The sequence below is a fragment of the Serratia sp. NFX21 genome (genome assembly GCF_048517035.1).
GTDB lineage: Bacteria > Pseudomonadota > Gammaproteobacteria > Enterobacterales > Enterobacteriaceae > Serratia > Serratia quinivorans.
This window is the reverse complement of the sequence record NZ_CP183196.1, coordinates 648,215-669,418: the sequence shown is the minus strand read 5'-3', so window position 1 is coordinate 669,418 and position 21,204 is coordinate 648,215. Positions and strand designations below refer to the sequence as shown.

19 protein-coding genes, 4 tRNA genes and 1 other RNA gene are annotated in these 21,204 nt (G+C 55.8%); 5 read left to right on the top strand and 19 right to left on the bottom strand.

Features of this window, described 5'->3' with window-relative positions; translation table 11 throughout:
* Nucleotides 1-24: 24 nt before the first annotated feature.
* From yigB to lptM, 5 genes are read right to left on the bottom strand one after another with little or no spacing between them, the layout of a single operon-like run.
* Nucleotides 25-741, bottom strand: coding sequence for a 5-amino-6-(5-phospho-D-ribitylamino)uracil phosphatase YigB (gene yigB / locus ACNT1W_RS03115; RefSeq protein ID WP_012004656.1), 717 nt, complete (start codon nucleotides 739-741; stop codon nucleotides 25-27).
* Complete coding sequence (gene xerC, locus ACNT1W_RS03110) at nucleotides 741-1,652, bottom strand: tyrosine recombinase XerC (protein ID WP_012004655.1); 912 nt, start codon at nucleotides 1,650-1,652, stop codon at nucleotides 741-743. Before xerC ends, yigB begins: the two co-directional genes overlap by 1 nt.
* Nucleotides 1,649-2,353 carry a DUF484 domain-containing protein gene (locus tag ACNT1W_RS03105; protein ID WP_012004654.1) on the bottom strand — a complete coding sequence of 235 codons (705 nt, stop codon included), beginning with the start codon at nucleotides 2,351-2,353 and terminating at the stop codon, nucleotides 1,649-1,651. Before ACNT1W_RS03105 ends, xerC begins: the two co-directional genes overlap by 4 nt.
* Nucleotides 2,350-3,174: a diaminopimelate epimerase gene (dapF, locus tag ACNT1W_RS03100; protein WP_012004653.1), complete on the bottom strand. Its 825-nt coding sequence runs from the start codon at nucleotides 3,172-3,174 to the stop codon at nucleotides 2,350-2,352. The genes ACNT1W_RS03105 and dapF overlap by 4 nt, the downstream gene beginning before the upstream one ends.
* A 57-nt stretch (nucleotides 3,175-3,231) precedes the next feature.
* A complete protein-coding gene (gene lptM, locus ACNT1W_RS03095; protein WP_017891271.1) occupies nucleotides 3,232-3,438 on the bottom strand; it encodes an LPS translocon maturation chaperone LptM in 207 nt (68 codons plus the stop codon).
* Between the two features lie 78 nt (nucleotides 3,439-3,516).
* Between lptM and cyaY the strand changes: the two genes are divergently transcribed.
* Nucleotides 3,517-3,837 (top strand): iron donor protein CyaY, encoded by a 321-nt coding sequence (gene cyaY, locus ACNT1W_RS03090; protein WP_012004651.1) that lies wholly within the window; start codon nucleotides 3,517-3,519, stop codon nucleotides 3,835-3,837.
* A gap of 46 nt (nucleotides 3,838-3,883) precedes the next feature.
* On the opposite strand, the gene ACNT1W_RS03085 is transcribed toward cyaY, so the two are convergent.
* Entirely contained in the window at nucleotides 3,884-6,436 is a 2,553-nt protein-coding gene (locus ACNT1W_RS03085) for a class I adenylate cyclase (RefSeq protein WP_112363628.1), read from the bottom strand.
* Nucleotides 6,437-6,752: 316 nt separating this feature from the next.
* Between ACNT1W_RS03085 and hemC the strand changes: the two genes are divergently transcribed.
* Genes hemC through hemY form a run of 4 tightly spaced genes read left to right on the top strand, consistent with a single transcriptional unit; the run spans nucleotide 6,753 to nucleotide 10,779 of the window.
* Complete coding sequence (gene hemC / locus ACNT1W_RS03080) at nucleotides 6,753-7,694, top strand: hydroxymethylbilane synthase (RefSeq protein ID WP_012004649.1); 942 nt, start codon at nucleotides 6,753-6,755, stop codon at nucleotides 7,692-7,694.
* Nucleotides 7,691-8,431 carry a uroporphyrinogen-III synthase gene (hemD, locus tag ACNT1W_RS03075; protein WP_012004648.1) on the top strand — a complete coding sequence of 247 codons (741 nt, stop codon included), beginning with the start codon at nucleotides 7,691-7,693 and terminating at the stop codon, nucleotides 8,429-8,431. Before hemC ends, hemD begins: the two co-directional genes overlap by 4 nt.
* Nucleotides 8,432-8,454: 23 nt before the next feature.
* Nucleotides 8,455-9,579 (top strand): uroporphyrinogen-III C-methyltransferase, encoded by a 1,125-nt coding sequence (gene hemX / locus ACNT1W_RS03070; protein ID WP_135344756.1) that lies wholly within the window; start codon nucleotides 8,455-8,457, stop codon nucleotides 9,577-9,579.
* A gap of 3 nt (nucleotides 9,580-9,582) precedes the next feature.
* Entirely contained in the window at nucleotides 9,583-10,779 is a 1,197-nt protein-coding gene (gene hemY / locus ACNT1W_RS03065) for a protoheme IX biogenesis protein HemY (protein ID WP_115183445.1), read from the top strand.
* Between the two features lie 666 nt (nucleotides 10,780-11,445).
* Here the strand turns inward: hemY and ACNT1W_RS03060 are convergent.
* The 13 genes from ACNT1W_RS03060 to rfbA form a co-directional block, all read right to left on the bottom strand.
* A non-coding RNA gene (locus tag ACNT1W_RS03060) (RtT sRNA) lies at nucleotides 11,446-11,573 on the bottom strand.
* 31 nt (nucleotides 11,574-11,604) lie between these two features.
* Nucleotides 11,605-11,681: transfer RNA gene (locus ACNT1W_RS03055), tRNA-Pro, on the bottom strand.
* A gap of 76 nt (nucleotides 11,682-11,757) precedes the next feature.
* Nucleotides 11,758-11,844, bottom strand: a tRNA-Leu gene (locus tag ACNT1W_RS03050).
* 43 nt (nucleotides 11,845-11,887) lie between these two features.
* Nucleotides 11,888-11,963: transfer RNA gene (locus ACNT1W_RS03045), tRNA-His, on the bottom strand.
* 62 nt (nucleotides 11,964-12,025) lie between these two features.
* Nucleotides 12,026-12,102 (bottom strand) — tRNA-Arg (locus ACNT1W_RS03040).
* Nucleotides 12,103-12,237: 135 nt separating this feature from the next.
* Nucleotides 12,238-13,641, bottom strand: coding sequence for a bifunctional threonine/serine APC transporter ThrP (gene thrP / locus ACNT1W_RS03035; protein ID WP_017891265.1), 1,404 nt, complete (start codon nucleotides 13,639-13,641; stop codon nucleotides 12,238-12,240).
* A gap of 368 nt (nucleotides 13,642-14,009) precedes the next feature.
* Nucleotides 14,010-14,750 carry a lipopolysaccharide N-acetylmannosaminouronosyltransferase gene (gene wecG / locus ACNT1W_RS03030; protein WP_012004643.1) on the bottom strand — a complete coding sequence of 247 codons (741 nt, stop codon included), beginning with the start codon at nucleotides 14,748-14,750 and terminating at the stop codon, nucleotides 14,010-14,012.
* Between the two features lie 13 nt (nucleotides 14,751-14,763).
* Nucleotides 14,764-16,140: an ECA oligosaccharide polymerase gene (wzyE, locus tag ACNT1W_RS03025; protein WP_012004642.1), complete on the bottom strand. Its 1,377-nt coding sequence runs from the start codon at nucleotides 16,138-16,140 to the stop codon at nucleotides 14,764-14,766.
* Nucleotides 16,137-17,222 carry a TDP-N-acetylfucosamine:lipid II N-acetylfucosaminyltransferase gene (locus ACNT1W_RS03020; RefSeq protein ID WP_115183446.1) on the bottom strand — a complete coding sequence of 362 codons (1,086 nt, stop codon included), beginning with the start codon at nucleotides 17,220-17,222 and terminating at the stop codon, nucleotides 16,137-16,139. The genes wzyE and ACNT1W_RS03020 overlap by 4 nt, the downstream gene beginning before the upstream one ends.
* Nucleotides 17,219-18,469: a lipid III flippase WzxE gene (gene wzxE, locus ACNT1W_RS03015; protein ID WP_115183447.1), complete on the bottom strand. Its 1,251-nt coding sequence runs from the start codon at nucleotides 18,467-18,469 to the stop codon at nucleotides 17,219-17,221. Before wzxE ends, ACNT1W_RS03020 begins: the two co-directional genes overlap by 4 nt.
* 1 nt (nucleotide 18,470) lies before the next feature.
* A complete protein-coding gene (gene rffA / locus ACNT1W_RS03010; protein WP_419246404.1) occupies nucleotides 18,471-19,601 on the bottom strand; it encodes a dTDP-4-amino-4,6-dideoxygalactose transaminase in 1,131 nt (376 codons plus the stop codon).
* Nucleotides 19,588-20,319 carry a dTDP-4-amino-4,6-dideoxy-D-galactose acyltransferase gene (gene rffC / locus ACNT1W_RS03005; RefSeq protein ID WP_419246403.1) on the bottom strand — a complete coding sequence of 244 codons (732 nt, stop codon included), beginning with the start codon at nucleotides 20,317-20,319 and terminating at the stop codon, nucleotides 19,588-19,590. The genes rffA and rffC overlap by 14 nt, the downstream gene beginning before the upstream one ends.
* The gene (gene rfbA, locus ACNT1W_RS03000; RefSeq protein ID WP_419246402.1) at nucleotides 20,297-21,178 is read right to left on the bottom strand and encodes a glucose-1-phosphate thymidylyltransferase RfbA; all 882 of its coding nucleotides are present in this window, start codon (nucleotides 21,176-21,178) and stop codon (nucleotides 20,297-20,299) included. The genes rffC and rfbA overlap by 23 nt, the downstream gene beginning before the upstream one ends.
* Between the last annotated feature and the right edge of the window lie 26 nt (nucleotides 21,179-21,204).

Below are 21,204 nucleotides of genomic sequence, written 5' to 3'. Positions count from 1 at the left end.
ATTTATACAGAGTTCTGGCAGGGATTATAACAATGCTGTCAGCGATGCCAACTGCGAAATCTCAATATGTGGCAGCAACCGGCTGTCGGCGGCCTGCATCAGGCTGCGCTGGCGGTCGTTGATCCAACAGGCCTGCAGACCGGAACGCAATGCCCCGGCGACGTCGGTGGTCAAATCATCACCCACGTGAAGAATGCGTTCCGGGGCCACTCCCAACCGCTCGGCGGCCAGTTGATACATGTCCTGATAGGGCTTGGCGCGGCCATCCGGCCCGGAACGCAGCACAAACTGGAAGTAACCATCCAGCCCGCACAGTGCCGGATCGGCATTGCCGTTGGTGATCGCCACCAGCGGGAAACGTTCACCCAGCGCTTTCAGGGTGGTATGGGTTGCTTCCGGTACCTCGATGCGGCTGCGCCACAGCGCAAAGTTCTGCATCGCCGCATCGGCGCCGTCGGCGGCTTCGGCGTCACGCAGCCCCTGACGGCTCAGCGCCAAATGGATAGCGCGCCAGCGCCACTGGGTGACATCGTGATAAATCTCCGGATCCTGTTCGCGCAGCTCCTGGCGCAGGCGATGAAAATCCGCCGACTGGAAGTGGTTCAGCCCGGGATGGTAGTTCTGCAGAAAAGCGACCGATTGCAGCTCGGTCTGTTTGATCACCGGCCGATTGTCGTACAGCGTGTCGTCCAGATCAAAAGTCAGCGCCGCCAGCGGTCGCAACGGACGATAAAAATGCATCAGGATTTCCCCCGTTTGGCGCGTGGATGCGCAGCATCGTACACGTTCGCCAGATGTTGAAAGTCGAGGTGAGTGTAGATTTGAGTGGTGGTCAGATTGGCGTGGCCGAGCAGTTCCTGCACCGCACGCAGATCGCCGCTCGACTCCAGCATATGGGTGGCAAACGAGTGGCGCAGCTTGTGCGGATGGATATGGCTGTTAACGCCCTGTTTGACGCCCCACTCGGCAAAACGCTTTTGCACATTGCGGGTCGAGATGCGCTTGCCCTGATTAGACAGGAACATCGCGTCGTCTGACGGCCCGAACAGATCGCGCATCGCCAGCCAGTGTTCAAGCCAGGTCACCGCAGTGCGGCCCACCGGCAGTTTGCGTTCCTTACTGCCCTTACCCAACACCCAGATTTCACCGGCGGCCAGATCGACATGGCGACAGTCCAGCCCCACCAGTTCCGAAAGACGCAGCCCGGCACCGTACATGACTTCAAGCATGGCGCGATCGCGCACCGCCAAAGGATCGTTAAGATCGATATTCAGCAGCTGATTCATTTCATCAACGTCGATGTTTTTCGGCAGATGACGGCCGCTGCGTGGCGTTCGGATCCCTTTGGCCGGGTTGGCAATCAGCATACCCTGGCTGACCTGCCAGTCGAGAAAACTGCGCAACGCCGACAGGCGCAGCGCGAGGCTGGAGGACTGTAATCCGGCACGTTTACTGCGCGCCGCAAGCTGACGGACTTTGGCGGCGTCCAGCAACGGCCACTCCGTGACGCCAATTTCCTGCGCCAGCGCCATCAGCGCCTGCAGTTGACGCGAATAACTCAGTTGGGTGAGCGGGCTGAGCTGACGCTCGACCTTCAGATAGCGCAAAAAAGCGTCCACCGGCTGTTGCAGGCTGGCCGCCAGCGGGATCATGCGCGTTCGACCCAGCGTTCCAGCAGTTCCGGCAGCATGCGCGCCAGTTGATTGAGCATCACGGTGCCCATGCCCTGCTGATAGTGTTGCGTATCGCGGCTGCTGAAAATCACCATGCCCAGTTCGCCGTCTTCACCCAACATCGACAGCGCTACCGAGCCGACCAGCTTGGCCTGCGGCAGCAGCAACAGCAGCTCAGGGCCATTGAGGCTGCCGAGGAAATGCTGTTGGTCACCCAGACGCTGAATGCGCAGCGGTTCGAACGACGAACGCGTCAGGGCAAGGTGGGTGAAATCGGAAGGCGCACCGATTTTCCAGCTTTCAGAAAACAGGCGAATATTGGCGCCGGCCAAACCGAAACCGCGCGCCCAACGCTGCAGGCGGTTGAGCATATCCTGCAGGCTGTCGGCGGTGGCCAGATTGGCCTGCAAATGCAGCAGGCTGGCAAACAGCGTTTCGTTGGCGCTGGCCTGCTCCATCAGCAGGGTGATTTCTTCTTCCAGCCGGTTGATATGGTTGCGCTGGCGGGCCAGATGCCACTCGACCAGCGACACGGTACCGCGAACGGGATGGGGAACGCGCATCTGTTCCACCAACCGCGCATTGCGGATAAAGAAGTCCGGGTTTTGCAGCAGAAACTGCATCACGGTGTCGTCGTCAAGCTCAATGCCTGCGACAGCCTGGTCCTCAACACTCTTCATAGATGAATAAATCCGTCATATACATGGGTTGCCGGGCCGGTCATAAACAGCGGGCTGCCCGGTCCTTTCCAGCGAATATGCAGGCTGCCGCCCGGCAGTTCTACATGCACCTCTTCTGACAGCAATTCCTGTTGGATCCCCACTGCCACTGCCGCACAGGCGCCGCTTCCGCAGGCCTGGGTTTCGCCGGCACCGCGCTCATACACGCGCAATTTGATGTGCTCACGGCTGACAATTTGCATAAAACCAATGTTGGCCCGTTCAGGGAAGCGCTCATGCCCTTCCAGCACCGGCCCGAGCAATTCCACCTTGGCGGTTTTTACATCATCTACCTGTAAAACACAATGTGGGTTGCCCATCGACACCACGCCGCACAGCACCGTATGTTCCGCTGCACGCATGATGTAAGTCTTTTCTTCTTTGGTCGCGCGAAAGGGCACCGTCTGCGGATCAAAGTTCGGCTCGCCCATGTTCACACACACCAAATCGTCATCGGTGACACTCAGCACCATACGTCCGGTCTGGGTGCTCACGCGAATATCGCGCTTGTTGGTCAGCCCTTTCAGCCGCACAAAGCGGGCAAAACAGCGAGCGCCGTTGCCGCACTGCGCCACTTCACTGCCGTCGGCGTTAAAAATGCGGTAGTGGAAATCCAGTTCCGGATCGTAAGGCGGTTCTACCACCAGCAGCTGGTCGAAGCCAACGCCCAGGTGCCGATCGGCCAAACGGCGGATCAGCTCGGGTGAAAAATAGACATTCTGTGTAACGGCATCGACCACCATAAAGTCGTTGCCCAGACCGTGCATTTTGGAGAACTGCATATCATACTCCGCTATCCGTCTTGGTTTGCGGTGGCCTGTGCCGCCGCAAATAGGGTGTTACTGAGCGCTCATCGACGGTTTTTGCTGAGAGCTGGAAAGTTCCTGCTGATTTTTCTGTACCTGTTCGCCAGTCTGAACCTGAGTGGCCGGTTTCTTAGTGCTGGCCGGATCGGCTGGAGGGAAGTACAGCGGGCCTTTCAGACCACAGCCGGAGAGCCCGGCAAGCAGAACTGCCATCAGCGCATAGCGTAGTTGTTTTTTCATTTGCATTAATGCCTGTAATTCATGCGTCCAAGGTCTCTATAATCGCAGGTGGATCATGAAAAGCAATAGGAATTGATTATGAACGACAGTGAGTTTCACCAGTTGGCTGACCAACTGATGCTTAATATTGAAGAGACACTGGACGATTTTGACGGCGATGCGGATATCGATTACGAAACCAACGGTGGCGTAATGACGTTAAGCTTCGAAAATGGCACAAAAATTGTCATCAATCGCCAGGAGCCACTGCATCAGGTTTGGCTGGCAACCAAGACCGGCGGCTATCACTTTAACTACCGTGATGGCGTGTGGCTCTGCGATCGCAGCGATCGTGCGTTCTATCCGTTGCTAAGCGAAGCCGCCAGCGCACAGGCCGGCGAAGAAGTGAAATTTGCCTGAAAATAGCCGCACTCACCGGGGTTCAGTTGACTGAGCCCCTGCGATATCAGTGCAGCTGGAACTGCTGTTTCAGCGGCTGAGCCGCGCCGTCAGTCAGCGGAACACACAGGCTCGACAACACGTTACTGCGGAACGGGATCACCTGAGTGCGGCCATCAAGCTGCACTATCTGGTAAAACTGCGGCAAATTGAAGTTGATGAAGCTGGAGCCATAGGTGAAACGATCGTGCGAGGAAGAATAGAAACGGCTGACGTCGCGCACCAGTTCCTCTTTACTGCCTTCACAATGGTGATAAACCTCAACGCGGTTCGACTCATCCAAAATATAGATGTTAAAGCCCTTGTCGTCCGACGTGTCCTCAAAGAAGAACTGAATGATCCCCTCACTGGCGAAACCATCCACCACCGGCGGCAAATGCACCTGATCGGTTTCCACTTTGATCGACAGGCCATGCAATTTGTTGTTGGAAATCGCCCCGTAGAATTCCACCGCGTTTTCCAGCTTTTGCACCGACACGCTCAGTCGCTCGAAGAACAGACCCCAGGTCTGGCCGGCAACCCGCACCGCCTTAAAGCGGCCCGGTTCCAGTCGAGTGCTGGACAAGCGCAGTTCAATGCACTCTGACACCAACTGCTGAATACGGGTACGGATCAAACCGCGCAGATGCTGGCTGTAGCAGAACACCTCTACCGATTCTGGTGGGGCGGCGTCCTGATGCATTTTACCGAGAATGGTCTTCAAGGCTTCCAACACCGATTGCTCACCGCTGAAATGCAGGGTACGCACTTCGTTCCAGGAGTTGCGGTACAGCAGATCGATACTGCCCACCAGGCACTGTTGCTGCTGGCCGAAGCTGAACACATCGAGCTTGCGGAAATCGAAATGCACCACCTGATTGCGGAAGGCGGCGGTCGGATCGTTTTCCAGATTGACGATAATCGCCAAATGGCGAATTTCACATGGGCTGTACAAGGCTTTTGGCGTCGGTGCCGCCAGCCGCAGCGGGAAGTGGTGCGACACATCGGCCACCAACTCCTGCAGTTTGGCAGTGTCACACAGGTTGCCGCTCTTGATATGCAAACGGGTCTTCGGCGTCAGCAGGCCGTTGAAATAAGCCCAGGCCACCAGCTTGTTCAGGTAACGGTTATATTCCAGCGGTTGATGGCTAACAATCGAGTCCATGGCCGGTGCCTGGTTGTACAGGTACCAACCGGTGCGGTTGGCGCGGCCAACTGGCACATGAATAAAGGTTAAGTCGTCTTCTGACAGGTCCGGCGAAATCTGCGGGTTCACCAGCGTCACCTTGCCGGGCAGCGCTTCAAACGCGGCGTACAGCTTGCGGGTCAGCACGCCGATATCCTGCGGGCTGGCACTGACGCTGAGGTTGTTGCGACGGGCGAAGCGGATCAGGTTGCGGTAGCTTTGCATCATCGCATCCAACAGTTCGTTGTGCGCTTCCCGCACCCGTGCGATTTTCCAGTTGGCGCGATTATCCAGGATAGCCAGACGCTCTTCGTCCCAGCCCCATTCGCTGACCAACTGGCTGAGGATCTCACGGCGCCAGCCGACGCATGCGTTGGCACGCGACAGTTTTTCACAGACTTTCAGGTAGAAACAGCGGCGGACCAGATCGAGGCGGGTGGTATCGTTGATGGCGTTCAGATAATGCGTGACGCGTTCGAGCATCATACAGTAGGCGTCAAGACCAAAGCAGACGATTTCACCCTGATGCAGGCGCTGTTTGATGTCCATCGCCAGCAATTGAGTATTCGGGTATTCCCAGGAGTACGCTTCCAGCAACAGGGTCTTCAGCACCGCCTTGTATGGCGAGTCGATGCTTTTGTACAACTGCCACAGGCTGGCACCGAAATATTCTTCCGCCGACAGCGTACCCAAACCACCGAGATCCAGCCATTCGTTCGGCGTTAGCGCGCCTTGCGAGTACAGCGACAACACATATTCATCGTAATGTGATTCTTCGTCGCCCGGCACCATGTTCCACAAAATACGTTTGCCGGCCAGGCGCACCGCGGTACGGTAAAATTCGTCCAGCAGCAGGATATGTTGGGTAGAACCGCAGTCTTCACCGCCCAGGCTGCCGCTTTCGTTATGGCGGAACCGGTTTTCATCGATCAGGAAGAAGCTGACTTCGACCCCCATCGACGCCGCCCATTTTTCCAACAGGCTGCATTTTTGTTGCAGGCGGTTGCGCTCTTCGTTATCCAGCCAGGACTGGTGGCACACCCAGATATCGAGATCCGAGCTGCAACTCTGGCCGATCGACGACGTGCTGCCCATCGAGTAAACCCCGGTAATCGGCAGTTCACCACTGGCAGGCTTGTCAAACGGGCTGCCCCATTTGTCTTCTAAATCGTTGAGGTATTCTTGCTGGGTTTCATCAGGCGTGTAGATGCAAACGCCATGGGGAACGTTACCGTTCAGATAACCTGGCATCAGTGGGTGGTGGTGGTGCAATAAGGTAGGCAGCAGACTGTATACCCGTTGGAACGCGGGCTTCATGGCCGCTAGGGCGCGATCGATTCTTAATTGATTGATCGCATCCAGTCTCTGCTTCAATGTCTCGATGTAGAGGTACAAGACGTCTCGCCTGATTATCCCGGTATTTAGAAAAAAACCCGTATTCCATAAGCGCCGTTAGTGTTGGAAGAATATTTGGCAACTTATTGCTGGAAACGTGATCAATCTAACACCTTGCTGATTGACCGTAAAGGAAGTAACGCTTCACTATTATTGTAGCGCCACTCCAAACGATTTACCCGCAGTGTTAACTGCCCCAAAACACATCACACGTCCCGTTGATTCCGTTGTCCTTTCTTCGCCTGCGGCTTCTTGCACTGACAGTTTTCACACTCAGTGGTAGGATGAACGGCGAATTATAAAAACGGTAACAAGCATGTTAGACAAAATTATTCGAATTGCCACCCGACAAAGCCCACTCGCTCTCTGGCAGGCACATTATGTGCAGCAGCGCCTGATGGCCAACCACCCTGGCCTGCAGGTTGAACTGGTGCCAATGGTCACTAAGGGCGACATTATTCTGGATACGCCACTGGCGAAGGTCGGTGGTAAAGGGCTGTTTGTTAAGGAACTTGAGCTGGCGTTACTCGATGGCCGCGCCGATATCGCCGTCCATTCGATGAAAGACGTCCCGGTAGATTTCCCCGCCGGCCTGGGTTTGGTGACCATTTGCGAGCGCGACGATCCACGCGACGCATTTGTATCCAATCGTTTCACCTCGCTCGATCAACTGCCGCAGGGCAGCGTGGTTGGCACCTCCAGCCTGCGCCGCCAGTGCCAGTTACGTGAGCGTCGTCCGGACCTGATCGTGCGCGATCTGCGCGGCAACGTTGGCACCCGTTTGTCAAAACTGGACAACGGTGATTACGACGCCATTATTCTGGCGGTCGCCGGGCTCAAGCGCCTGGGACTGGAACAACGCATCCGCAGCCCGCTTAGCCCGGAAGAGTGCTTGCCGGCGGTAGGTCAGGGTGCGGTGGGCATTGAGTGCCGCCTCGACGATGAAACCACCCGTGCGCTACTGGCCCCGCTCAATCATGCCGTCACCGAAACCCGCGTTCGTGCCGAACGTGCGATGAATACCCGGCTGGAAGGCGGTTGTCAGGTGCCGATCGGCAGCTATGCCGAACTCGATGGCGACAGCCTGTGGCTGCGTGCATTGGTAGGCTCCCCGGATGGCAGTCAGATGGTGCGCGGCGAACGTCGCGGCCCGGCAGCGCTGGCGGAACAAATGGGCATTGAGCTGGCGGAAGAGTTGCTGGCGCAGGGCGCTCGCGAAATTCTACAGGATGTTTATCAGGGAAATCCTCCGGCATGACGATTCTGGTAACCCGCCCTTCTCCTTCGGGAGAGCAATTGGTAAGCCGACTGCGTGCGCTCGGCCGGGTTGCCTATCATGCCCCGCTGATCGATTTCGCCCCTGGCGGCGATCTGCCCAAACTGCCGCAGGCGTTGCAGCAACTCAATGATGGCGATTTGGTGTTTATCCTGTCGCAACATTCGGTCAGCTACGCCAACTCGGTGATGGGTCGCGTTGGGCTGCCATGGCCGGCCAGGTTGGCCTATTATGCTATCGGCCGTAACACCGCACTGGCGATGCACCGCATCAGCAGCCTGCCGGTGGAATATCCGCGCGAGCAGGAAATCAGCGAAACGCTGCTCCTGTTGCCGGCGTTGCAGAATCTGGACGGTAAGCAGGCATTGATCCTGCGCGGCAACGGCGGGCGTGAGCTGCTCGGCAACAGCCTGAGTGAGCGCGGCGCCGCCGTCAGCTATTATGAATGTTATCAACGCAGCCCGGTGCATTATGATGGCAGCGAGCAAAGCGCCCACTGGCAACGTGCCGGTGTTGATACGCTGGTAGTCACCAGCGGTGAAATGTTACAACAGCTCTATACTTTAGTTCCTGATTACTACCGTTCATCGTGGCTGTTGCGTTGCCGCCTGGTCGTAGTGAGTGAACGCCTGGCTACCCTCGCCCAGGAATTGGGCTGGAGCACAATTCGGGTAGCTGATAACGCCGATAATGACGCGCTGATCCGCGCGCTACAATAAACCTGACTATGGGATGTGCCACTATGACGGAACAAAATACCCCCTCCGCCCCGGTTGAAGAGCCAACCCCAGTGGCTGATAGCCCCAAGCCACCAGACGCTAACCAGCGTAAAGGTAAAAATACCGGCCCGATATTGGGCGCGATCGCCATCGTGCTGGTTATTGCCCTTGGCGCGGGTGGCTATTACCACACACATCGACAGGCACAGCAGTTGATCACCGCCAATCAAAACTTGCAGCAGCAGCTCGAAGCGCTGAAACAGAGCCAACAGCAGGAAAAAAACGCGCTGGAAGGCCTGTTGCAGCAACAGGGAAAAACGCTGGATGCCGCCGACCGCGAGCAAGCGACCCTGACGCGACAACTGAGTGAACTGCAAGAAAAAGTCGCCATCATCTCCGGCAGCGACGCCAAAACCTGGTTACTGGCGCAGGCCGACTTCCTGGTGAAAATGGCCGGCCGTAAACTGTGGAGCGATCAGGACGTGACTACCGCCGCCGCCCTGCTGAAAAGTGCCGATGCCAGCCTGGCAGACATGAACGATCCGAGCCTGCTCGAGGTTCGTCGGGCCATCACCGAAGACGTCAGCACGCTGTCCACCCTGACTCAGGTAGATTTCGACGGTATCATCCTCAAGACCAATCAGTTATCCAATCAGGTTGATAACCTTCGCCTGGCGGATAACGACAGTGACGAAGCGCCGATGGATCAGGACAGCGGTGAGCTGTCGAGTTCGATTAGCGAGTGGCGACAAAATCTGACCAAAAGCTGGCACAACTTTATGGCCGACTTTATTACCGTTCGCCGCCGTGATAGCAGTGCAGAACCGTTGCTGGCGCCGAACCAGGACATTTACCTGCGCGAGAATATCCGTTCGCGCCTGCTGGTTGCCGCTCAGGCGATCCCACGCCACCAGAACGAAGTGTATAAACAGTCGCTGGAAACCATCTCGACCTGGATCCGCGCCTACTTTGATACCACCGACCCGGCCACGAAAGCTTTCCTGGAAGAGTTGGATGCCCTGAGCCAGCAGTCAATCACCATGGACGTGCCGGACCAGTTGAAAAGCCAGCCACTGCTGGAAAAACTGATGCAGACCCGGGTGCGTAATCTGATGACCCAGTCCCCTGCCGCTCATCAGGAGGGATAAGCCATGTTACGCGTGCTATTTCTGTTCCTGGTGCTGATCGCCAGCGTGGTGGTCGGGCCGATGTTGGCCGGCCATCAGGGCTATGTGCTGATTCAGACCGATAACTACAATATCGAAACCAGCGTCACCGGCCTGGTGATCATGGGCGTCCTGCTGTTTGTCGTGCTGCTGGTGATCGAATGGATCCTGCGCCGCATCTTCCGCACCGGTGCTCATACCCGCGGCTGGTTCCTGGGGCGTAAACGTAGCCGTGCGCGCAAGCAGACCAAGGCCGCGCTGATCAAACTGGCTGAAGGCGATTACAAGCAGGTCGAAAAACTGCTGACGCGCAACGCCGATCACGCCGAACAGCCGGTGGTGAACTACCTGCTGGCCGCCGAGGCCGCGCAGCAACGCGGTGACGATTTCCGCACTAACCAATACCTGGAACGCGCCGCCGAAGCCGCCGACACCGACCAGTTGCCGGTAGATATCACTCGCGTGCGTATCCAACTGGCGCAGGGCGAAAACCATGCCGCACGTCACGGTGTCGATCGCCTGCTGAACCAGGCGCCGCGTCACCCGGAAGTGTTGCGTCTGGCCGAGCTGGCTTATCTGCGCACCGGCGCTTTTGCCTCGTTGCTGGAGATCCTGCCGTCGATGAGCAAGATCAACCTGCATACCGAGGCTGAGCTGCAGGCCCTGCAGCAGCAGGCCTATATTGGCTTGATGAATCAGGCCATGGCAGATGAAGGCAGCGAGGGTCTGAAACGCTGGTGGAAAGATCAGAGCCGCAAAACTCGCCATGAGGTTCCGCTGCAAATTGCGATGGTGGATCACCTGATCGAATGCAATGACCATGAATTGGCGCAGGAAATCGTACTCGATAGCCTGAAGCGTCAGTACGATGAGCGTCTGGTGTTGTTGATCCCGCGCCTGAAGTCCGGCAATCCGCAGCAGTTGGAAAAAGCGCTGCGTCAGCAGGTGAAGCAACACGGTGCCACACCGCTGCTCAACAGCACGCTGGGTCAGCTGTTGATGAAACACGGCGAATGGCAACAGGCTGCCGATGCATTCCGGGAAGCACTGAAACAGCGCCCGGATGCCTACGACTACGCCTGGTTGGCGGACGTGCTGGATAAGCTGCACCGCTCAGACGAAGCGGCCCAAATGCGTCGCGAAGGTCTGATGTTGACCCTGAAGCAGAACGGCGAGTCATAACGGCATTATCGAAAGATCAAAGCGCGGCATGGTTGCCGCGTTTTTTTTCGCCTGTCGCTTATATTCAGGCAAAAAAAAACACTTGCCGCGGTGGCAAGTGTATAAAAAAGCAATCAGGTCTAGGACAACAGGGGCGGTGCCTCACTCAACGTTATGCCCGGAGTGTGATGTCTGCGGCTGCAAGCAACGCTGACATCGTTCTGGTGGGCAATAGGCACCTTAAATCGGCTCTGCGTCATTCCCAGGGTTTATGAAGCCTAAGGCAAACATAAGAGGTGGAATGAGCATCTACGAAATAGATATTGCACTTGGCGTGCCAACTTTGGGAAAAGTGCCATTTAGCTTGAAAGAAAAAATTTAATTATTTGAATTAAAAGAGATTTAATCGTCATATTAAATTTATCGCCTCTCATCGGATATAAACCCACTCTCCCCCTGGCCCCAGCAGATATGTCGCCTTATAACGACGACTTAAGCCAAAGTGATTTTTATCGTATTAAATCATAATGTTATATGTCTCAACCTGGCGACAATGCGCCATGCCGATGTCGCTGAAAACCAACACGGCTCCAGAAACCCAAAGCAAGGACAGCAGGAAGATGCCGAGATTTGCCGAATGGCAGAAAGCGAAAAGCCCGTTCATTGCTGAACGGGCTTTTCTGAATGTGGTCGGCGAGAGAGGATTACTGCATCTGCGATGCCGCCCTGCGGGCCGTTGCTAAAGCAACGTTGTCTCGCTGCGCTCGGCTCAAACCTCCTTCGGAGGTGCTCATCCTATAAACTACAGACGTAAAAAAACCCGCTAAAAGCGGGTTTTCTTGAATGTGGTCGGCGAGAGAGGATTCGAACCTCCGACCCACTGGTCCCAAACCAGTTGCGCTACCAAGCTGCGCTACTCGCCGATTTCTTGTTGCAGATACTACCGAATTTTATCGCTTATGTCTATGTAAATATTAAATTTATTAGACATTTTGTGTGTGGTGCGAAGAGAGGGACTTGAACCCTCACGTCCGTAAGAACACTAACACCTGAAGCTAGCGCGTCTACCAATTCCGCCACCTTCGCACAGTCACAAAACAGCTTACAATTCTTCACTTCTCTTAGGAAGTGGGGTGGCTAATGGGACTCGAACCCACGACAACTGGAATCACAATCCAGGGCTCTACCAACTGAGCTATAGCCACCATTACTTCTTAACTACTTCACGCGGTAATACTACCACCGCAGCTCTTGCACACAAACTTAATGGTGCGCCCGACAGGATTCGAACCTGAGACCTCTGCCTCCGGAGGGCAGCGCTCTATCCAGCTGAGCTACGGGCGCATAGCGCCGTTGCGGGAGGGGATACTACGGTTTTAACCCAATCCTGTCTAGTGCTTTTTCGCAGAAATGTCGCGTTTGATTACGCTTTGCTCAGTCCCGCGCAGGAAAGGGCTATCCGCAGCCCCTTTTCACCGGTTATTGCTGGGTTTCTGTCCGTTTTTCAGCCGGATGATGTTTCTTGTGCATACCGAAAACAAAGTAGCACAGGCTGACTGCCGCCAAGAATATCGCCCCGACCAACAAAGAAATACGAGTATCCGGGTTAATTCCCATACCAATCAGCACGCAGACCAGGAAAGCGATGGTCAGATAGTTCACATAGGGGAACATGATCGACTTAAAGCTGTGGGTTTTGATCGCTTCCTTATGGGCACGGCGGAAATACAGCTGGCTAATCAGCACCACAAACCACGGCACCATACCCGGCAGCACGCTGGCGCTGTAGACATAGACAAATACCGCCTGCGGGTTGGGGATCAGATAATTCAAGCCAGAGCCGACCAACAGACAGGCGATGGTCACGGCAATACAGTTCACCGGCACGCCGCTGGCAGACAGCCTGGTCAGTGAGGCAGGGAGTTGACGGTTTTTGGCCAGCGCATACAGCATGCGTCCCCCGCTATACATACCGCTATTGCAGCCAGAGAGTGCGGCGGTCAGCACCACGAAGTTAATGATACCGGCAGCGGCAACGATGCCGATTTTGGCAAAGGTCAGTACAAATGGGCTGCCGGTGGTGCCGATACCGTTCCATGGGAAGATGGTGACAATGACAAAAATGGCACCGACGTAGAAGATCAGGATGCGCCACAGGATGTTGTTAATCGCGCGTTTCAGCGTCACCTGCGGGTTCTTGGCCTCACCGGCGGTAATGCCGACCAGCTCAACCCCCTGATAGGACGCCACGACAATACACAGCGCAAACAGGAAGCCCTTCCAGCCGCCGGCAAAGAAACCGCCGTGCTCGGTCAGGTTGGCAAAACCGATAGGCTGCCCCCCATTGCCAAAGCCAAACAGGATCACCCCCAGCCCCACCAGAATCATCACAATGATGGTGGTCACCTTAATCATGGCAAACCAAAACTCCAGCTCGCCGTACAGGCGTACCGCCGCCACGTTAGCCAGCGCTACCATCGCCACCGCGATCAGCGCCGGCAGCCACTGCGGGATCTCCGGGAACCAGAACTGCACGTAGACCCCAATGGCGGTAATTTCCGAGATGCCGACGGCAATCCACATAAACCAATAGCCCCAGGCCGTCAGATAGCCAAAGTAAGGACTCATGTATTTATGTGCATAAACGGCAAAGGAGCCTGCGACCGGTTCAAGGAACAGCATCTCGCCCATCGAACGCATAATAAAGAACACGAACAGCCCGGCGATGATATAAGCCAATAATACCGACGGCCCCGCCCATTTCAGCGTGCTGGCCGAGCCCATAAACAGGCCAACGCCAATGGTGCCGCCCAGAGCAATCAGCTCGATATGCCGGGCTTCCAGCCCCCGGTGTAGTCCTTGCGGTTTTTCAGTGTGTGGCATAAATCCTCGATAATATTCTTTTGATTGTGTCTGCATGCCGGCCGTTACCGGTCGTTATTGTTTTATTGAAAAATAGCGTAAATCATCTCCCGCCGCTCTGGCGGACATCAGCTTGTGATAGGACGGTCTTACGGCGGAGAAAAACGTCGTTCAATGCGGCCACATCTGGCGCCAACAGCTGGGGATAATTTCTGGGCGGTATCGTTTCGCATTTTGCCGCTATAAGCAAACCGCAATTTAAAACTTTATGGAATAAACATGGAGGGGTTTAGCGGCTGAGGTTATAGAGTGCTGGATAATTGGCCACAAAGCAGATTAATTAAACAACTCATTGCGTCGGGGCAGAAAAATCCGCCCCAACGCCTTGATTACATCTTGCCGCGATAATAGTAACTCACGAACTTCAGCAACCGCAGTTGGCGCCCAAGACGACTCGGCTGGCTGAGCAGCCGGTAGAGCCATTCCAGGCCGAGGTTCTGCCAGACCTTTGGCGCACGCTTAACGTGCCCGGTAAATACGTCGTAGGTCCCGCCTACGCCCATATACAGCGCTTGCGGATGCACCTTGCGACAGTCACGCATCAGGATCTCCTGTTTTGGCGATCCCATCGCGACCGTTACTATGGCGGCCCCGCTGGCACGGATACGTTCAAACAGGGGTTCACGTTGCTCCGGCTTGAAATAACCGTCCTGGCTACCGACCAGATTCACATTCCACTGGCTGCGCAGCTTCTGTTCGGTTTCTGCCAGTACCGAGGGTTTGCCACCAATCAGAAACACCGGCGTTCCCTCACGTCCGGCGCGCTGCATCAGCGCTTCCCACAGATCGGCTCCCGCTACCCGAGACACGTCGGCACCCGGATATTTACGGCGGATTGAGCGCACCATGCTGATGCCGTCGGCATACTTATACTCCGCCTCGTCCAGCAAGGCATGCAGCTCAGTATCCTGCTCTGCCGTCAGGATTTTTTCGGCGTTCATGGCAACCAGCGTGCCGCGCTTGACCCGGCCGCCATCAAACAGAAAATCCATGCATTGCGCCATATCGCGAAATCCCCACAGGCTGAAACCGCGCAGCTCATATTTGGGAACCGAGATTTTTGCTTCCATCTTATTATTACCCTTACAAAAGGCCGTCGGCCCGCACAGAAGAAGCAGGCGGTGTCAGCGTTCGCGAACGCTGCACTCGCGCCTTAATCAATCCGGCAGTATCAAACAGCCAGTACAGCAATTTTGCCATCAGCAAACAGACGCCGAAAATGAGGCAGAAGAACACCACCCGCGAGACAAACGAATCCACCCCTTCTCGCGCCAATACGATGATGTTGAATACCGCGCCAAAGCAGAAGCCCTGCAATATGGCGGCTTTATAACGGTTCGATTCGCTTTTGCCCATCTCATACAGCCAGTCGAACCACTTGATGATCATGCCCACCAGCACCGCGCCGACAGGAATAAACAGCGCGCCGCCCATCACCACCAGCGAACCGATCAGCGTCGGTGAGATAGCCAGGCCAGAATGGTTATCCAGCACTTCCCAGGTGAAATAGTTGGCGGTATTGAGCACCGTGTCCGGTCGGCCCGGCCACAGCCAGCTCGGAATAAACACATAGAAATCACGCACTATCGGTGCCAGCCCCTGGAAATCAATCTTGTCGTAGTTTTGCAGCAGCAACGCCAAATTTTCCCACGGCGAGAAGGTGTCACGCGTCAGATAGAGGAAGGTATAAAACGCCTCGGGGCCACTGACGTCCAGGCTGTAGCGCTTTAACGCCAGCCAGAACATGCCGACAATGCCGAACACCCCCGCAGCAACCAGCATCCACAGCGAGATCCAGCCGCGCACGATACCGATAAACAGGAATAGCGAGAAAGCGATAATGATATTGGCGCGGGTGCCGCCAACAATCACATAGGTGAGGATGCCAAAAGCTACCGTCGCCGCCAGGAAAAAGAACCAGGCTCGCAGATCCTGCTTCAGGAAATACACCACCAGCATCGCCGGAATGAAGAAATAGAAGAACCGCTTGAGCGCCACGCCCGACACGTCACTGGAGAAAATCTGGCTGTATGAGTTGAGCTTGAACAGCAGAAAACCGTTTTGCAAAAAGAAAATGCCGACGGTAACGATCGCCACCAATGCCAGTAAAATCCAGGTCAGATGGGTTTCAACCCGGTTCATGCTGAATACCGCTTTACGCGGTTGCACACTACGCTTGCGCAGCCGGGTTTTATAGCTGACGTAGTAAATCGCATAAAACGCGGTGGCCGAGAGGATGGCATACAGCAAGAACTCGACCGGCACCACCTCAACGTCAAACTGAAACACCAGCAGGCAGGTCAGCGGGAAGCCGAAGTAAAACGTCAGCAAATACAACAGCGAAAAGAACACGTTGAAGTTAAAACGGACGCGCCGAAACTCCTGATAGGTCAACGTCAGAACAAACAACGTGCCAATCAGGTAGACGACAAATAACCCGCCAAATTGCGCCAGCGTCATGAGTTATCCCCTGCCGCCAGGGCCAATGCCTGTTGCCAGCCATCAACGTAGTTGGGATTAAAGAAGGCGATCGCCTGCTTGTCCACTGACGCCAGTTGGCGCTGCGCTTCACGCACTACCGCCTCATCCAGAGAATCACCGTAGAACAGCACCGGCAGGTGCTGCTCCGCCAGATCCTGCCAGAACGGGTTCTGCCGGCTCAGCACGAACGGCACGCCAAACTGGATCAACAGGCAAAGCGTGCCGATACCCTGCTGGCGGTTAAAGATAAAGTAGCCAAGATCGCACTCGCGCAGAATGTTCAGGTAGTCGTCGAACGCCACCTGCTGCGTCAGCACCTGCAGATTGCTGGCACTGAACAGCGCCAGCCCGGCAGCGCGGACCTGTTCAATATAAGCCTCGTTGTTGGCCGGATAACCCATCGGCAGGATCACGCGCACATCCGCGCCAAACTGTTGATGAATCGCTTTCAGTGCCTCAACGTGCCGGTTGGTGCGATCGCCGGAGTTACCCACCAGAATAGTCATCGGCCCGGCCAGATTTTTCTCGACGCTGATACCGGTCAATGCCGGATCCATCCGCGTCGGGAAATACAGCAGGGAGGCAGGCACACGCGCATGCCGCTGTTGATAGTGGATCACATCGCCACGGGTAGCGAACACGCGTCCGACGCGGCCTTGTGCAATGCGGCGCAGCAAATAGAACAGGCGGAATTTCCAACTGGTGGCGTTTTCATACAGGTCAGCGCCCCAGATATGCCAGCTGACCTGATGGGCTTTGATTTTGCCGCTCAGCAATGCCAGCCACAACGTCGGGTTAAACTGCCCATGGAAGAAGAAACGCTGGTCGCGATCGGCCTGAGCACGGGCTATAACCGCCATCGCCAGGCTTTTCTTGTCCGGATGACATTCAAGGTTCAGCTCGGGGAACGGCCCTAACGCAGCGGTATCTTTGGCAGCCACCATGAAATGGCGTGTCTGATCGGACGGCAAGCGCTTCGCCAACACGTCGTTGAAGAAACGCAGCACCGTCTGATTGTGATGCGGGATGTCAGATCCCAATACGTGAATCAGTGTAGTCATACTCGTCTACGATAAAGAATAAATACGCAGCTACAGAGCGTGAAATACACGATGTAGGTTGCCATGTAGGCCTGTGCCGCACCCAGCGCGCCGTGCAAAGGGATCAACCAATGCGAGAACAGCGTCAACAGCAGGAACTGGCTGACTTCGGTCAGGATATAAAAACGCAGCGACGCCTTGGCAATAACCAGGTAGCCAAATACATAAGCACCCACCTTCAGCACATCCCCCACCAGTTGCCAGGCGAACAAATCGCGCATCGCGACGAACTTGTCCGTAAACAGCAACCAGATAGCGAAATCGCGTAGCAACCAGACCGTGAAGCTTGCTGCCGCCACCGCAGGCAGCACAAATTTTAGTGAGCGCACAATCTCCTGAGAGATAGCGCTTTTTTCCTTTAACCGCGACAGCGTTGGCAGCAGATAGACGGTAAACGAGGCGGTAATAAACTGCAGATACGCGTCGGAAATGCTGCTGACGCCCTGCCAAATCCCCACCTCTTCCCAACTGTAATGGCTTGCCAGCAGGTTACGCATCATCACATAGGCCACCGGCAGCGTCACTGAGGTGATCAGCGCCATAATGGTGAACTTGCCGAGATGGCTGGCCAGCGCCTTGTCCCATGCCAGCGCCAAATAGCTCAGCGGCAGGGTTTTGCGTCGCCACAGCATAAAACCGGCGGGCAACACTACCAATGCCGGTACCAATGCCAACCCCGCCAGCGCACCTTCATAACCGCCCAGCTTGAAGCACAGGTAGTAGGCCACCACGCCAATCAGGCTGCCGCCAATCACCGCCAGCGCATTGCCCATCGCATCGCGGTAGCCCTTCAGCACCGCCATAAACAGGTTGGCGTAAGCAATACCCATCTGAATAAACGCCACCGCCCGCACTACGCCGACATAATCAGCATGGCCGAATAGCCCGATACTGATAGGCTCCGCCGCGAACAGAAACACCAGCGCCAACAGCGTGGAAAAACCCAGCACGATGGTCGACGCTGTGCCAACAGCCAGCCGCAACCGCTGCGGATCCTGATGATATTCGGCAACGTATTTTGTGATGCCGTTAAAAATCCCGGCACCGGACAGCACGCCCAGCACGGTAATCAACTGGCGGAAGTTACCCGCTTGCCCCACCCCGCTGGGGCCAAAGGCCACCGCCAGCAGTTTCACCACCAACAGCCCCACGCCAATCTTGATAAGCGTAGAGCCGGCGGTCCAAATCGATGCTTTTGCCAGCGACATATCAGGCGAAGAAGTTGAGAATGGTATTGATCACCGTGCGCTGAGTGACATCAGTCATATTGTAGAACAGCGGCAAACGTACCAACCGCGCGCTCTCCTGGCTGGTGAAGCGATCTTCCCCGGCAAAGCGGCCAAAGCGATCGCCCGCCGGGCAATCATGCAGTGGGATGTAATGGAATACCGTCATGATCTCGGCTTCTTTCATATAATCGATAAACGCCGTACGGTCTTCAACATCGCGCAGTTTGATATAGAACATATGCGCATTCTGCACGCAGTCCGCCGGGATGCTCGGCAGCACGATACGGCCCGCCTTGGCTAGCGGCAGGAAACTGTCGTAATACTTCTGCCACAGCGCCAGACGGCGTTGGTTGATGCGGTCAGCCGCTTCCAGTTGGCCCCACAGATACGCGGCCTGCAGATCCGACATCAGATAGCTGGAGCCGATATCACGCCAGGTGTACTTATCCACCTGCCCACGGAAGAACTGGCTGCGGTTGGTGCCTTTCTCACGAATGACTTCCGCCCGATCAATCAGCGTCGGATCGTTAATCAGCGTGGCGCCACCCTCACCGCCTGCGGTGTAGTTTTTGGTTTCGTGAAAGCTAAAGCAGCCAATATGACCGATGGTACCCAGCGCTTTCCCCTTGTAGGTGGACATCACGCCCTGTGCCGCATCTTCAACTACATACAATTTGTATTTTTCCGCCAGCGCCATGATGGTGTCCATCTCGCAGGCAACACCGGCGTAATGCACCGGTACAATGGCACGGGTCTTATCGGTGATGGCCGCTTCGATCTTGCTCTCATCGATGTTCATGGTATCCGGACGCAGATCGACAAACACCACGGTGGCACCACGCAGCACGAAGGCGTTGGCGGTTGAAACAAAGGTGAAGCTCGGCATGATCACTTCATCGCCCGGCTGAATATCCAGCAGGATCGCCGCCATCTCCAGCGAGGCGGTGCAGGACGGCGTCAACAGCACCTTCGGGCTGCCAAAACGCTGTTCCATCCACTGCTGGCAACGACGGGTAAATCCACCGTCACCACACAGCTTGCCACTGCCCATCGCAGCCTGCATATAGTCAAGTTCAGTGCCAACAACCGGTGGTGCGTTAAATGGGATCATGTCTTCCTCTGTATAACCAATACGAGGTGCTTTCAATAGCAGCACCCTGTCGTTGATAGAGCCGTAACGCGGCGATGTTACCGAACTGGGTCGCAACCCGCAGACGCAGCAGTGACCGTTGACGGCACTCGGCAATAACCGCCGCCATTAATCGAGAGCCAATTCCTTTGCCTGCTGCGCCGGGGAACGCCGCCAGCAGACCAATGCGGGCCTCCTGGCCACCGAGTTCGCGCAGGCTGACAAAGCCTTCCGGCTGCCCAGTATCGTCGAGTACCAGCAGGCATTGATGGTCAAAGGTTCCCAATACCGCCTTTTCTATCCATTCGGCATAAAAGCGGCCGCTATCCTGGGAGTGATACCAGGGGGCGCGGAAACGGCTGGCGGTGAATACGCCGGCTGCCGCTGCGCGCAACATCGGGATATCGGCCGGCACCGCCGGGCGAATGGCCTGCGTAACCTCGGTATGAAGTGATGCACATTCCGTGCCGATATTCAGCACCAGATCGACTTCACCCTCAACCAGTTGGAAGCCCAAACGGGTCAAGCCGTCCACCAAAGCAGTCTGATGCGCCGGAATTTTGGCCTGCACTAATGCGTAGGCATCCAGTTCGGCCTCGGTGAGCATCGGAGCCGCCGTTGAGAAGTTGAGTTTGGCGCTATTAAGGGCGAAAAACTCGGTTTCCCAGGCTAATGGCTCAATACTGGCGTGGGCGTGCATGCAGCAGATCCAGCAGATATTTTCCATAACCGGTTTTGAGCAACGATTGTGCGGCGCGTTTCACGCCCTCATCGTCCAGCCAGCCGTTACGCCAGGCAATCTCTTCCAGACAGGCAATTTTAAAGCCCTGACGTTTTTCCACCGTCTGCACAAAGCTGCTGGCTTCCAGCAGGCTGTCATGTGTGCCGGTATCCAGCCAGGCGAAGCCGCGCCCCAGCAGTTCAACCGTCAGTTCGCCACGCTCCAGGTACATCTGGTTAATGCTGGTGATCTCCAGCTCTCCGCGCTCCGAAGGTTTCACCTGTTTGGCGAACTCCACAACCTGGCTGTCGTAGAAATACAGCCCGGTCACCGCCCAATTGGATTTAGGCGCTTTCGGCTTTTCTTCGATCGACAGCGCACGGAAATTATCATCAAACTCCACCACGCCAAAGCGCTCGGGATCCATTACCTGATAACCGAACACGGTAGCGCCCTGCGTACGGGCGGCAACCGTCTTCAGTTTCGGACTAAAGCCCTGGCCAAAGTAAATGTTGTCACCCAGCACCAGGCAGCTCGGCTCGCCGGCGAGGAATTCTTCGCCAATCAAAAATGCCTGCGTCAGGCCGTCAGGACTGGGTTGTTCGGCATAACTGAGGTTAATGCCGAACTCTTCGCCGCTGCCCAATAAGCGTTTGAACGAGGGTAAATCTTCTGGGGTAGAGATGATTAAAATGTCGCGGATCCCCGCCAGCATCAAAACTGACAGTGGATAATAAATCATCGGCTTGTCGTAAATAGGTAATAGCTGTTTGGATACGCCGCGGGTAATCGGATGCAAGCGTGTGCCGGAACCGCCCGCCAGAATAATACCTTTCATACTCACTCCAGAATCCACAGGGCTAC